A 13,177-nucleotide genomic window follows, 5' to 3' on the forward strand; every position below is an offset into this window, starting at 1 on the left:
AGAAAGTTGCTGTAATCGCAATTGAAACTCAACTTTCTAACATGTTAACTTTATAACTTTATAACTTCTATATTTCCGCTTTCAATCGGGTGCGCTCCATGCCGTATTGCAGAATGCGATCAATGAAATCGTATGGTTTGTATCCGTTAATGGCCGTTTGGTGGAAGATGCAGGTGGCAGGCGTCATGCCTGGCAAAGAGTTCACCTCGATAATGATCGTCTCTACCTCATCGTTTTCCAGCACGCGCACAAAGGCATCGATACGGGCATAGCCTTCGATGTTCAAAATCTGGGCTACATGCTTCAGGTCTTCCTTCACCTGATCCGATATTTTCTGGCGGCGCTGCGGGTCGGTGGCGTAACGGGCTGGCGTGATGTTCTGGCCCTCGCCTGCCAAAAACTTCTCCTCCAGGCTTAGCACCTCGCCTTCGGCCAATGCCTCCGATGCCTCGAACACTTCGTAATTAACAGTACCGTCCGGGCTATACTTGGTCAGTAAGCCGCCTGTAATCTCCAGGAAGTGCTTCGCGCTGTTCCTACTGATTAGCGTTTCCACCAAAAAACCCGCTTTGTTCGGGAACTCCTCCTTAAAGCCCAGCGACAAGGTGCGTGCGCAGTCCGTGTCAAGCTCTTCCATCTCCCTGAAAATCAACGTAGCAAAGGCTTCAAGCTCTTGCCTAGTCTTAATCTTCTTTACGGCAGAGCTACAGCCATCGTCGGCAGGTTTGGCTATGAACGGGTATGGAAACTCTTGCTCTATACCTGTAAAGAAGGCCTCCTTGTCTTGCAGCCAATCCTCTTTCATGGCCATCATGTGCTTGGCTACAGGCACGCCATGCTTGGCCAGTAGCTCGTTGGTTTCATACTTGTTAATGGTGATCCGCGATGAGCGGATGCCTGAACCATTGTATGGAATGTGCAGTTTTTCCAGCTCCTGCTGCAGCGCACCGTCCTCACCTGGCCTTCCGTGCAGGGCTATAAACACGGCATCTACCAGGTTTTTCAGTTGCTCGTAGGTAATGCGCTGTGGCTCCTGCAGGGTGCGGCCTGTATATTTCTTGGTGATGCCTGAGGCCTCCTCGGTGATCTGCGCCAGTACCGGGTGCGGCTTTCCGCCCTGCTCAAAGTATAAAACCTTCTCCTTAATGTCGTCGGCGTTATCTTTCAGCATGATGTTGATCGGAATCGAGTACAGACGATGCGACTCATTGCTGCCAGTCAGGAAGATTGGCAGCGGCTCATACTTTACCGAAGACGAAAGCTTCTCGTAAATATTGCGCCCACTCTCTACCGAAATATGTCGCTCCGATGAATAGCCACCCATAATCACGCCTACCCGAATCTTCTCCTGGCGGTGGGCTTGCTCGTCTTTTATACTTTTATCCAGCTGCTGCAGCAAGCGCGTTAGTTTTACGGTATCCTTACCGGTTTTCAGGCGCTCCGCAACGGAAGTCCGGATGATGTAGGTCAGGAACTGCGATGGGTTCAGGCCGATCTCTGCAGCCTGATGGAAGAAGAAAGACGAAGGCAACATGCCCGACGTTGTGTTCGGGTCGTTCAGGAAAATCTCCCCGCTTTCGGTAATAAAGCCATCCAGGCGGGCATACACGTTGAACCCAAAAGCTGTGAACAGCCTGCACGTATCCTGGCGTATCTGCTGTATCTGCTCGGTTGGCAGGTTGATCGGTGTGATTTTGCGGCTCAAGCCCGGAAGGTACTTCGAGCGGTAATCGAATACCTCGCTGCCTTTCACGATCTCGGTTGGCGGCAACGCTATCGGCTGGCCCTGCTCATCCTGCACCACAATGCAGGAAAACTCGCGGCCTTGTATAAATGCTTCCACAAGCACCTGCTGCTCATGTTCCACGTTTGTCAGCGTCAGGCTATCGGTAGCGGTGCTGCTAAACGTATGGTTAATGTAGTTGTAAAGCTCCTCTGGGTGATAAATGATCTGGCCATCCTCAAGCACAACCGGCATGCCAATCCCCTCACGGATATCTACCAGCTGCTTAATGCTTACGAGTTGCTTCTCCTCGCCCATGGCTAACCACTGGCTCTTATAGATGGTTTTGGTGAAGAAGCTACGGTCAACGCCTACTTCAAAGGCCTCAAAATCATTTTCCTTGATGATGGAAACCCCGATAGATGAACCCTGGTGCGGCGCCTTAAGTACCAGCGGCAGTCCCAAGTCATTAATCAGTCCCTCAAAAATCTGCTTGCGGTTCTGCTTCTCTCTCCAGGCGGTATATTGTATGGTTCGGTAATCAGGGGTGGCAAAACCGTGCTGCTTCAGCATTTCCTTTTGCGCAGCCTTGTCAATACCGATAGCCGATGGAAGTATGCCTGAGCCAGAGTATGGGATGTGGTACCACTCCAACAAGCCCTGTATGCTACCGTCTTCGCCATACGGGCCGTGTAGCGCCAGAAAGGCAAAATCAAAATGCTGCTTAAACTCGTTCGGCTGCAGGCGCTTACCGGCCTTTGCAATTATCTCGTCCTGTTCGGCAATGCTCAACTCGCCCAAGGACTCTAAGTAAATCTGAAGGCTATGCTCGCTTTCGGGCAGCGCCTCTACGGGTGGGTAAAAGTCGCGTATGGTGCCTTTGTAGATAAACTGCCAGTCGAGCAGGATAAAATTGCCCAGGCTATCTACAAATACCGGAACGGCTTCAAAAAGAGATTTATCTAAATTATCGTAAACTGTACGACCACCCGCAAACGAGATCTCACGCTCGCGCGACGGCCCACCGAAGATTATACCTACTTTCATTCGTGCAAAGGTAACAATTGGAGCTCCTAAATTAGTTAGAAGGCCAAAATTTAAGAAACTATACTTTATAAAAGAAACAGAAGCCCAGACTTGTCTCTTTAACCATGCAACAATAACCAGTCTGCTTCTATTCCATTCTGTGCTGGCCCACTTGGTTTCATACTTCCGGCAGCATAAACAGATTTTATACCGAGCCGTGTGTTGCACTAATGCGACTGCCGTAGCTTGTCTGTTATTGAAAAATTATACTCCAATTCTTAAAAGGCATACTGCAGCGTAAGCAGGCGTTTGCGTAGCTATACTTTTATAGAACGGCAAACCCTCTAAAACAAGAAAAGCCGCTGGCTTTTGGCTCAACGGCTAATCTCTCCTTTGGCTATACGTTCAGACTTTTAAACCTTATGCGGTGTTTGTGCAGGGTAAACGCACATGGCATAGGTCTATTGTCTTTTATCTTTTGATTTTCAATTCTGTTTAAAACGGCGGCTCTTCATCAAAGTTAGAAGTCGGGAAACCTCCGCCTCCGTTGCTTCCGTCGTTCATGCGGCTACCCAAACGGATAGACCCCGGCGAATCTGCATCGAAGGTGCTGTTAGGCAAGGCGTTAAATCCCCCAAGGCCATCGCCGCCCCCGAAGTCATCATCCAGGTTTGTAAACTTAGTATACTTTCCTATAAATTTCAACTGCACGTTCTCCAAAGAACCGTTACGGTGCTTGGCAATAATCACCTCGCCTACTCCGGCAGTCGGGTTACCCATCTCATCCTCAGTGATGCCATAATATTCCGGGCGGTATAGGAAGAGCACCATATCGGCGTCCTGCTCAATAGAGCCCGATTCACGAAGGTCTGACAACATCGGGCGCTTATCGCCGCCACGAGTTTCTACGGCGCGGCTTAGCTGCGAAAGCGCAATAACCGGCACGTTAAGCTCTTTGGCAAGCATTTTCAGGGCCCGCGAGATGGAGGCAATCTCCTGTTCACGGTTACCGCCTCCCTTGCCGTCTGCGTTTCCGCTCATCAGCTGCAGGTAGTCGATAATGATCATCTGAATATCGAACTGGGCCTTTAAACGGCGGCACTTGGTACGAAGCTCACGAATAGAAAGGCCCGGCGTGTCATCGATATAGATTGGCGCCTCGGTTAGCTTAGAGATTTTATGGTTGAGCTGCGCCCACTCATACTCTTCCAGGCTTCCTTTTTTGATCTTCTCAGACTCCAGCTCTGCCTCCGATGAAATCAGACGATTCACCAGCTGCAGCGAGGACATCTCCAGGGAGAAGATAGCGACACCTTTCTTGAAATCAACAGCGGCATTGCGCATGCACGAAAGCACGAAGGCCGTTTTACCCATCGCAGGGCGTGCCGCAAGTATAACCAGGTCAGACTTTTGCCAGCCTGAGGTTACGCGGTCCAGGGCCGTGAGGCCGCTTGGCACCCCGGTAAGGCCATCCGACTGCTTGCGCTTCTCCTCCAGTTCCTTAATGGCTTGGTGCATGAGCGAGCGCATGTCGTCGAAGTTTTTGCGAATGTTGGATTCCGACACCTCGTACAGCTTGGCTTCCGTTTTATCGAGCAGCTCAAACACGTCAGTGGTGTCCTCGAAGGCGTTTGCCAGCACCTCCGATGAAATAGAGATCAGGTCGCGCTTGATGGAGTTCTCCGTGATGATACGGGCGTGGTACTCAATGTTGGCGGCCGAGTTTACGCGTGTGGTAAGCTGGGTTACGTAGTATGCGCCACCGGCAAGCTCCAGCTCGCCATGCTCGCGCAACTCCTGCGTTACGGTAAGTATGTCTATCGGCTCAGACTTATCGAACAGAGCAAGTATGGCTTTGAAGATGCGCTGATGCGACTCTTTGTAAAAACTCTGCGGGCGCAGAATATCGATTACGTTGGTAAGGGCATCTTTCTCCAGCATCAGAGCGCCTAGCACGGCCTCCTCCAAATCTAGTGCCTGCGGCGGTTTTTTACCCAACTCCGAAACCACGGGGGCTTTTTTCTGCCATCCGTTCCGGTTGCCCGCAGGCCGCACATTCATTTTCATCTCCTCCATAAGCTACAAAGATAAACCCTTAAGTATGCCGTGCCCGAAAAATATGCGTAAAAATTGTTAACCGCGGTTTCAACACCCCACAGTTGTTCTACACACAAGTTATCAACATCAATATACACATATCCACAAAGTATCAACATATTAACCTATAGCTATTTTATATTAACTAAGTACTTATAACTTTGTCTGTTTGAGAACATACAGTGTTGCATATGGAGAAGAAGGATTTTCAGCACATACATCTGATCGCCATGGGCGGTAGCATCATGCACAACCTGGCACTGGCCCTGCACGACAAAGGCCTGAAAGTGACTGGCTCTGACGATGAAATATACGAACCGGCCAAAAGCCGACTGGCCGCTGCCGGCATACTGCCGGAGCAGGAAGGCTGGTTCCCGGAGAAGCTTGACACCAGGCCAGATGCCGTTATACTTGGCATGCACGCTCGCGCCGACAACCCCGAGTTGCTGCGCGCCCAGGATCTGAACCTCCCGATTTACTCGTTCCCGGAGTTTATCTACGAGCAGAGCCGCGACAAGCAGCGCGTTGTAATCGGCGGAAGTCATGGCAAAACGTCCATCACCTCCATCATCATGCACGTGCTCAAGCACCTTGGCCGCAAGTTCGATTATGCCGTGGGTGCACAACTGGAAGGCTTTGACCGCATGGTAAAGCTTACCGACGATGCCCCGGTGATCATTATTGAGGGTGATGAGTACCTTTCGGACCCGATAAAGCGTGTGCCGAAGTTTCACTTGTACCACCACCACATTGGCGTGATCAGCGGCATTAGTTGGGACCATATCAACGTATTTCCGAACCCCGAGATGTACCGCGAGCAGTTCCGTATTTTCGCAGAAATGACACCGAAGGCCGGCACCCTGATCTACAACCAGGACGATGAGCAGGTGCAGCTGGTAAGCGTGCCGCGCAATCCGGCCGATATTTCATACATTGGCTACGGCGTGCACGAGCACAGCATTCAAAATGGCAAAACCATACTTCATACCAAGAAGGAAGGCGATGTGGAAGTGCAGCTTTTCGGAGAGCACAACCTGCGTAACATCAACGCAGCCAAGGAGGTCTGCAAGAAAATCGGGGTGAAAGCCCACGATTTTTACGAGGCCCTGAAAACCTTTAAAGGCGCTGCTAAGCGCTTGCAGAAACTCGGCGAGGCGGCTACTGCAAACATCTACCGCGACTTTGCGCATGCGCCCTCTAAAGTTAAAGCAACCACCGAGGCCGTGAAAAAACAGTTCCCAGAGCGTGACTTGGTGGCCGTGCTGGAGCTGCATACTTTTAGCAGCCTAAACAAAAGCTTTATCCCGCAATACGCCGGCGCCCTGGATCTGGCCGATGAGCCGATCGTATACTTCAGCCCGAAAACCATTGCCCACAAGCGCATGGAAATGCTGACGGAGGACGAGTTGAAAACCGCCTTCGGCAACCCGAACCTGAAAGTATTCACCGACTCCGAGGCCCTGGAAAAGCACCTGCTGGAGCGCGACTGGCAACATGCCAACCTGCTTCTGATGAGCTCAGGAACCTATAATAACATAAACCTGGAGGCGCTGACACAGGCGGTTCTGAAAGCCTAGCATACATGAAACTGAACCTGAAACGCCCCATCGTATTCTTTGACCTCGAAACCACAGGCACCGACATCGGCAAGGACCGCATTGTGGAACTTAGCGCCCTGAAGGTAATGCCTAACGGGGAGGAAGTCCTGAAAACGCGCCGCATCAACCCAACGATACCGATTCCGCTGGAGTCGAGCCTGATCCATCAGATCTACGACGAGGATGTGGTCGACTGCCCTACATTTAAGCAAGTAGCCCGCGACCTGGAGAAGTTTCTGGAAGGCTGCGACCTAGCAGGCTATAACCTGCTACGCTTCGATATTCCGTTGCTAGCCGAGGAGTTTCTGCGCTGCGATGTGGATTTCGACATAGAGAACCGGCATATTGTGGATGCCTGCCGTATTTTCCACCAGATGGAGAAGCGCACGCTTTCTGCGGCATACAAATTCTACTGCAACAAAACGCTGGAAAACGCCCACAGTGCCGAGGCAGACACCATTGCCTCTTACCATATCCTGATGGCGCAGCTAGATCATTACGAGCAAACGCCTTACGAAACTGCAGAAGGCACCACAGAATACCCGGTGCAAAACGATATGGGCGCGCTGCATAAGTTCACCTTCCAGAAAACCGCTGACCTTTCGGGCCGCATCGTTTACAACAACTCTGGCCAGGAGGTTTTTAACTTCGGAAAGTATAAGAATGTACCTGTAGAGGACGTGCTGAAAAAAGAGCCAAGCTACTACGACTGGATGATGAAAAGTGAGTTTCCGCTTTACACAAAGAAGATCTTAACCCGCATCAGGCTGCGCAACATGCAAATGTCATAAGGCAAATCATACTTATACAAACAAGAAAGGGTGAGCTACATAATGTAACTCACCCTTTCTTGTTTGTATAAGTATGATTTATTTTCTGCCTGAACCTCTTGTGGAACGAAGCACGGGCACGTTTTTTAACAGGCTGTTATTTTCTGAGAATTTGTGCACGCAGTTGTTGCCTGGCGCCCTTGACGAGCATTCGCAGCCCGTAATGCGGTTGCCGGAGAACGTGAAGTAACAGAACCCGCAACCCGCCGATGACATACAAATATGCTTGGCGCCATTGCTACTCAGGTAAAGGCTGTTATCGGCAGCAATATCCAACTCTAAAGCCATACTTCTAAAATCTCCGTTTTGCATACCTATCCCTACCAAGTAGTAGGCAGGCTCATCCTCTTGCGTTTCCTGCACTTTACGGATCATCACTTTGTCAACCACGGTACCATCTCCAAACTCCTGGATAAAAGGCTGCATTAGCTGGTCAGTGGAAACCATGTAATCCACGGTATCAAACACAACTTGTGCCAGCAAGCGTCCATCGTAAGGCGGCGGAGCTTCCGGGCCTTCAACAGCCTCATTGCCTTCCTCCTGTATAAACTCCCGGCCCGAACAAGAAGCGCCGATAATTGAAACAAAGAGGAGGAAGTATAAAAAGTATACGGGTCTAAGGGTAGCGTTTTGAGAGCTACCATTTCCGGTTTTATGCATGCGGGTAATCAAGTTGTTATCTAGCTTTATAATACTGTAGCGCTTCTGGCATGTGCTTTCTTAAGTCAGCTTGCCTGGTTCCTGCACTTGGGTGCGTTGAAAGGAATTCAGGTGGAGCCTGACCGCCATTGGCTTCCATTCGTTGCCAGAAAGGTACTGCTTCTTCTGGATTATAGCCAGCCATGGCCATAAAAATCAAGCCTAAGCGGTCAGCTTCAGACTCTTGCGTACGACCATACTTCAGCAAACCAAGCTGAGAGCCAACACCATACACAGCAAGCGCTAAATTTTGGGCGGCACCCGGCTGTGTTCCGGCCAATGCCGATAAAGTTTGTCCGCCAAATTGCTGGGCCAGTTGCTGGCTCATGCGCTCGTTACCATGTTTGGCAATGGCGTGGGCTATCTCGTGGCCCATTACTACGGCAAGGCCTGTTTCGTTTTGGGCTACAGGGAGCAAGCCTGTGTAAACCACCGTTTTGCCACCAGCCATGGCAAAAGCATTAACCTGATCGTCCTGAACCAAGTTAAATTCCCATTCAAAGCCTGCCAATTCGTTTTGCAACCCATTGGCGGCCATATAGCGCTCTACAGCGTTCTGTATGCGCTGGCCCACACGCTTTACCATAGCTGTGGCTTGTGCATCCCGAGAGAGCTTGTTTTCCTTCAGGAACTGATCATAGGCATCGTAGCTCAGGGCCTGCATCTCTGCATCAGATACCAGGTTTAGTTGGCGGCGGCCTGTAATCGGCACCGTTGTACATCCTATCAGCATAACTATAGCCAACAGAAAAGCGAAAGTTTTTTTATACATCATTCTAAAATTTTAGTGGCATCAAAAATATTGAATCAAAATTTGAACCAATTTTTGAAAACCAAATGCAAATACATCAATTAATTACTATACTTCTATACTTAAATCAGCCTATCATTTGTTAATATCTCATAATCAGAGGCTAATAAAAGCAGCAAAGCATGCTCAATTATACGTTTCCGGCTATTAAAAATGTTATAAGCTGTCAGCGCTATACTAATTGCACCGTTTTAGTGTTACAAGGGACGGCAGTAAACTATAAATTACCATACGTAACTATAAATTTTGGCCACTTTTAATGTGGCGCTACGTTATAAATCCTATTTTTGAAAATAGAACTGAAAATACGCATTCCATGAAAATACTTGCTATCGGGCGTAATTATGCCGAGCACATTGCCGAACTGAAAAACGAGGTGCCAGACGAGCCCGTCATTTTCTTTAAGCCTGACACGGCCGTGCTCCGCCATAACGAGCCGTTTTATTACCCGGAATATACCCAGGATGTGCACCATGAGGTGGAACTGATTTTACGCATTGGCCGCGAGGGCAAGAACATCGAGAAGAAGTTTGCGCACAAATACTATGATGCCATCGGTCTGGGCATAGATTTTACCGCCCGCGACCTTCAGGCCAAGGCCAAAGCCAAAGGGCTGCCCTGGACACTGGCCAAAGGCTTTAACGGCTCAGCCCCGGTTTCGGAGTTTCTGCCGCTCACCGATTTCCCTGACCTGAAAAACATAAGCTTCAGGCTAGACGTGAACGGCGAGACGAAGCAAAAAGGCAACTCCGGCATGATGCTGAACGATTTTGACGACATCATTGCTTACATCTCTAAATTTATAACCCTGAAGAAAGGGGACATTATTTACACAGGAACACCCGAGGGCGTAGGCCCTGTTAAAATAGGAGACAGACTGGAAGGATATGTTGAAGATAAGAAACTCCTCGATTTTGAAGTTAAATAAAAATTTACTGGCCACGGCCATACTTGCCATTACCAGTGCCTGGGGCGCACAAGCCCAGGCACCTGCCGCAAACCCTTCGGCAACGGCTGACGCCAATTACTTTTTGTTCCCGATTAAGCCCGGAGAGCGCAATTACCTGTCGGGTACGATGGGCGAGATCCGCTCGAACCACTTTCATGGCGGCCTGGATATTAAGACCGAGCAGCGCACTGGCCTGCCTGTGCATGCCGCCGCCGACGGCTATGTTTCACGTGTGAAGCAATCCAGCTACGGGTATGGTAACATTGTGTACATTACGCACCCAAACGGCTTGGTGACCACCTATGCTCACTTGCAGGAGTATTACAAGCCGCTGGCCGATTTCATGCTGCAAAAGCAGTACGAGAAACAGGTTTTTGACCTGGAACTATTCCCGGAGCCAGGCCAGTTTCCGGTAAAGCGCGGCGATGTGATTGGTTTATCCGGTAACACGGGCGGGTCCGGGGGGCCGCACCTGCACTTCGAGATCAGGGATAAGGAAGACCGTTTGTACAACCCGCTCAAGTATAAGTTTAAAGAGGTAATAGATACCACGCCACCGGATATTTACAGTCTGGGCATTTCGCCGCTGAACATACATGCGCGCGTAAACAACGAGTTTAGCCGCGAGGAGTACCGCACCAAGCAGGTTGGCACCAACTATAGCATCTCGGACACCATTTATGCCAACGGCCTGATTGGTTTGGAGCTGCAGACGATTGACAGGCTGGATGGCGCTGCCAACAAGAACGGCACACAGGAGGTAACTTTGTTAGTGAATGGGGAGCAACTCTACAACCATTACATCGACAAGGTTCCTTTTGAACTATCACGCCAGGTATCACAGCATATTAACTATAACCAGTATAAAATGCGCGGGCGCACGTTCCAGAAAGCCTTCGTGGACTATGGCAACGACCTGCCGCTATACAAGGCGCGCGAGCGCGATGGCCGTATCGTAGTTCAGTCAGACTCGGTATACAAAATCCAGTTGGTGGCCCGCGACTCGTACAACAATACCTCTACCCTGACCTTTATCATAAAAGGGCAGCGACCAACCTTTACCAAAACCGTGGCTGCTGTAAAAAAACCGGCCATTGATTACGAGATCGTGGGGAATGTGCTGAAAATAAGCGCAACTGATACCAGCTCCACGCCGCAGAACATTGAGCTATACGTGGGCAAGCAGGCACTGATGCTGGTACCAAGCTACATGAAGAACTCTACCTCGGTGAGCCTCTACGACCTTCGCGCCGGCCTCCCTGACTCCATGCGCTTTTGTGGCTTGAGCACAGATTTTAACCTGCAGCAAATGGTGCCGCCGGCTAAGGATTTCCTGTTCACGAACCGCAACATGAAAGTGCTTTTCGACAAAGAAACCCTTTACGATACCCTCTACTTGCAAACCAGGCTGGACGGCGATGTGTATACCATCGGGGATTATTTCACCCCGTTGCACAAGGCCATTAAAGTTACCATCACTCCGCCAACCCAAGTTAAGGACAAGAGCAAAGCTGCCGTATACTTTTTAGGTACCGGGCGTGGCCGTGGTTACACAGGTGGCAAATGGGAAGGCAACTCCATTACTTTCACTACCAAAAACATGGGTAAGTTTAAGGTGATGGAAGATTCCAAAGAGCCATACATCCGGTTGGTGAGCAAAAACAGGAACGGCATCAGCTTTAAGATTTCAGACGATCTCTCGGGTATCAATTCATTCAACGCTTGGGTAGACGGCAAGTGGATACTGATGAAGTATGAACACAAGACTGCCACTATCTGGTCTGAGAAATTGGACAACAGCACTCCACTTTCCGGAGAGGTTATCCTCAAGGTAAAGGACAATGCCGGCAACGAGGCAACCTATACTTCGCGGATTTAACAGCTGCCGCAAACATTGGAAAAAGGACCAGGAAATATCCTTCGCCTAACGATAAAGACATCAAAAAACCTATGCAACTAAACATCGGAGACAATGCGCCTGATTTTGAAGGCAAAGACCAAAACGGAAATACAGTAAAGCTAAGCGATTACCGCGGCAAGAAGGTGATTCTATACTTCTACCCCAAGGATAACACCAGCGGCTGCACCGCCCAGGCCTGCAACCTCCGCGATAACCACGCAGACCTGCAGCAGCAGGGCTACCAAGTGATCGGCGTAAGTACCGACAGTGAGAAATCGCACCAGAACTTTATAGCCAAGCACGAGCTGCCGTTTACCCTGATCGCCGATACCGAGAAGGAAATTGTACAGCAGTATGGCGTTTGGCAGGAGAAATCGATGTATGGGCGTAAGTATATGGGTACCATGCGCTATACCTTCGTTATTGATGAGGAAGGCATCATACAGGACATCATTACTAAAGTAAAGACCAAAGAGCACAGCGCACAGATTTTAAAGTAAACCAATCGCAGCTACCCAATTTAAGTAGCTGCGATTTTTTGTTATATTTACACTTGTACGAACTGGTGGCAATGCTTTTCAGCTATAAAGCTAAGCTCGCTCTAGTACAGCATCTTAACACATTCCTACATATTAAACTTAATTAAACTGTGAATCCACACAACCAAAGCATTGACGAACTGAAGCAGACTGCTGCGCAGGTACGTCGCGATATCGTACGCATGGTGCATGGCGTAAACTCAGGGCACCCGGGCGGTTCGCTGGGCTGCACCGACTATTTCGTTTCCCTATATTTCAGGCTGATGAATTACAGTACCGACTTTACGATGGAAGGTAAAGGCGAAGACCTGTTTTTCCTCTCTAACGGGCACATTTCGCCGGTATGGTACAGTGTGCTGGCGCGTGCCGGTTTCTTCGATGTTAAAGAACTGAGCACGTTCCGTAAGCTAAACTCCAGGCTGCAGGGCCACCCTACCACCCACGAGGGGCTGCCAGGCGTGCGTATAGCCTCAGGCTCATTGGGCCAAGGGCTTTCTGTGGCTATCGGTGCTGCTCAGGCTAAAAAGATAAACAAAGACAAAGGCCTGGTATACGTACTGATGGGCGATGGCGAATTAGAGGAAGGCCAGGTTTGGGAAGCCTCCATGTACGCCCCACACCACAAAGTAGACAACCTGATTGCCACCGTAGACCGCAACGGCCAGCAGATAGATGGCTCCACAGAAGAAGTAATGAGCCTGGGCGATTTACGCGCAAAATTTGAAGCATTTGGCTGGCATGTGCTGGAGGCTGATGGCAATAACTTTGAATTACTCCTTCCTGCCTTCGAAGAAGCTATTTCAGCCACAGGCAAGGGCAAACCTGTCATAATCCTCATGGATACGGAGATGGGCTTTGGTGTTGACTTTATGATGGGCTCACATAAATGGCATGGTGTGGCGCCAAACGATGAGCAGCTGGAAATTGCGTTGCAGCAGTTGGCAGTGAAAGTGGCCGCTGACTATTAACAGAAACGTAGCCCAAGGCAACATACTCGTAAAGGCA

10 protein-coding genes are annotated in these 13,177 nt (G+C 49.8%); 6 read left to right on the plus strand and 4 right to left on the minus strand.

Annotated elements, in window-relative coordinates; translation table 11 throughout:
• Nucleotides 1-67 precede the first annotated feature (67 nt).
• Both D1627_RS02245 and dnaB read right to left on the minus strand, forming a co-directional pair.
• Nucleotides 68-2,770 (minus strand): D-alanine--D-alanine ligase family protein, encoded by a 2,703-nt coding sequence (locus tag D1627_RS02245; RefSeq protein WP_119430576.1) that lies wholly within the window; start codon nucleotides 2,768-2,770, stop codon nucleotides 68-70.
• A gap of 474 nt (nucleotides 2,771-3,244) precedes the next feature.
• Entirely contained in the window at nucleotides 3,245-4,825 is a 1,581-nt protein-coding gene (dnaB, locus tag D1627_RS02250) for a replicative DNA helicase (RefSeq protein ID WP_119430577.1), read from the minus strand.
• A 212-nt stretch (nucleotides 4,826-5,037) separates the two neighbouring features.
• On the opposite strand from dnaB, the gene D1627_RS02255 reads away from it, so the two are divergent.
• Nucleotides 5,038-6,423, plus strand: coding sequence for a UDP-N-acetylmuramate--L-alanine ligase (locus D1627_RS02255; RefSeq protein ID WP_119430578.1), 1,386 nt, complete (start codon nucleotides 5,038-5,040; stop codon nucleotides 6,421-6,423).
• Nucleotides 6,424-6,428: 5 nt separating this feature from the next.
• Nucleotides 6,429-7,235: a 3'-5' exonuclease gene (locus D1627_RS02260; RefSeq protein WP_119430579.1), complete on the plus strand. Its 807-nt coding sequence runs from the start codon at nucleotides 6,429-6,431 to the stop codon at nucleotides 7,233-7,235.
• Nucleotides 7,236-7,313: 78 nt separating this feature from the next.
• On the opposite strand, the gene D1627_RS02265 is transcribed toward D1627_RS02260, so the two are convergent.
• Together D1627_RS02265 and D1627_RS02270 are read right to left on the minus strand one after the other, a co-directional pair.
• The gene (locus tag D1627_RS02265; RefSeq protein ID WP_119430580.1) at nucleotides 7,314-7,934 is read right to left on the minus strand and encodes a hypothetical protein; all 621 of its coding nucleotides are present in this window, start codon (nucleotides 7,932-7,934) and stop codon (nucleotides 7,314-7,316) included.
• 16 nt (nucleotides 7,935-7,950) lie between these two features.
• Complete coding sequence (locus D1627_RS02270; RefSeq protein ID WP_317125188.1) at nucleotides 7,951-8,748, minus strand: M48 family metallopeptidase; 798 nt, start codon at nucleotides 8,746-8,748, stop codon at nucleotides 7,951-7,953.
• A 352-nt stretch (nucleotides 8,749-9,100) separates the two neighbouring features.
• On the opposite strand from D1627_RS02270, the gene D1627_RS02275 reads away from it, so the two are divergent.
• The 4 genes from D1627_RS02275 to D1627_RS02290 all read left to right on the plus strand — a co-directional run bounded on the left by D1627_RS02275 (nucleotide 9,101) and on the right by D1627_RS02290 (nucleotide 13,140).
• Nucleotides 9,101-9,712 (plus strand): fumarylacetoacetate hydrolase family protein, encoded by a 612-nt coding sequence (locus D1627_RS02275; RefSeq protein ID WP_119430581.1) that lies wholly within the window; start codon nucleotides 9,101-9,103, stop codon nucleotides 9,710-9,712.
• Entirely contained in the window at nucleotides 9,699-11,612 is a 1,914-nt protein-coding gene (locus D1627_RS02280) for a M23 family metallopeptidase (protein WP_233555480.1), read from the plus strand. The genes D1627_RS02275 and D1627_RS02280 overlap by 14 nt, the downstream gene beginning before the upstream one ends.
• 71 nt (nucleotides 11,613-11,683) lie before the next feature.
• On the plus strand, nucleotides 11,684-12,133 hold the full coding sequence (gene bcp / locus D1627_RS02285) for a thioredoxin-dependent thiol peroxidase (RefSeq protein WP_119430582.1): 450 nt from the start codon (nucleotides 11,684-11,686) through the stop codon (nucleotides 12,131-12,133).
• A 149-nt stretch (nucleotides 12,134-12,282) separates the two neighbouring features.
• Nucleotides 12,283-13,140 carry a transketolase gene (locus tag D1627_RS02290; RefSeq protein WP_119430583.1) on the plus strand — a complete coding sequence of 286 codons (858 nt, stop codon included), beginning with the start codon at nucleotides 12,283-12,285 and terminating at the stop codon, nucleotides 13,138-13,140.
• The last annotated feature ends 37 nt before the right edge of the window (nucleotides 13,141-13,177 follow it).

Source organism: Pontibacter oryzae, from assembly GCF_003576375.1.
GTDB lineage: Bacteria > Bacteroidota > Bacteroidia > Cytophagales > Hymenobacteraceae > Pontibacter > Pontibacter oryzae.

What these genes read in the sequence shown, in the direction of transcription:
- bcp (WP_119430582.1), top strand. Translation starts at nt 11,684, where the DNA reads ATGCAACTAAACATCGGAGACAATGCGCCTGATTTTGAAGGCAAAGAC.
- D1627_RS02260 (WP_119430579.1), top strand. Translation starts at nt 6,429, where the DNA reads ATGAAACTGAACCTGAAACGCCCCATCGTATTCTTTGACCTCGAAACC.
- dnaB (WP_119430577.1), bottom strand. Translation starts at nt 4,825, where the DNA reads ATGGAGGAGATGAAAATGAATGTGCGGCCTGCGGGCAACCGGAACGGA.
- D1627_RS02275 (WP_119430581.1), top strand. Translation starts at nt 9,101, where the DNA reads ATGAAAATACTTGCTATCGGGCGTAATTATGCCGAGCACATTGCCGAA.
- D1627_RS02245 (WP_119430576.1), bottom strand. Translation starts at nt 2,770, where the DNA reads ATGAAAGTAGGTATAATCTTCGGTGGGCCGTCGCGCGAGCGTGAGATC.
- D1627_RS02255 (WP_119430578.1), top strand. Translation starts at nt 5,038, where the DNA reads ATGGAGAAGAAGGATTTTCAGCACATACATCTGATCGCCATGGGCGGT.
- D1627_RS02265 (WP_119430580.1), bottom strand. Translation starts at nt 7,934, where the DNA reads ATGCATAAAACCGGAAATGGTAGCTCTCAAAACGCTACCCTTAGACCC.
- D1627_RS02270 (WP_317125188.1), bottom strand. Translation starts at nt 8,748, where the DNA reads ATGATGTATAAAAAAACTTTCGCTTTTCTGTTGGCTATAGTTATGCTG.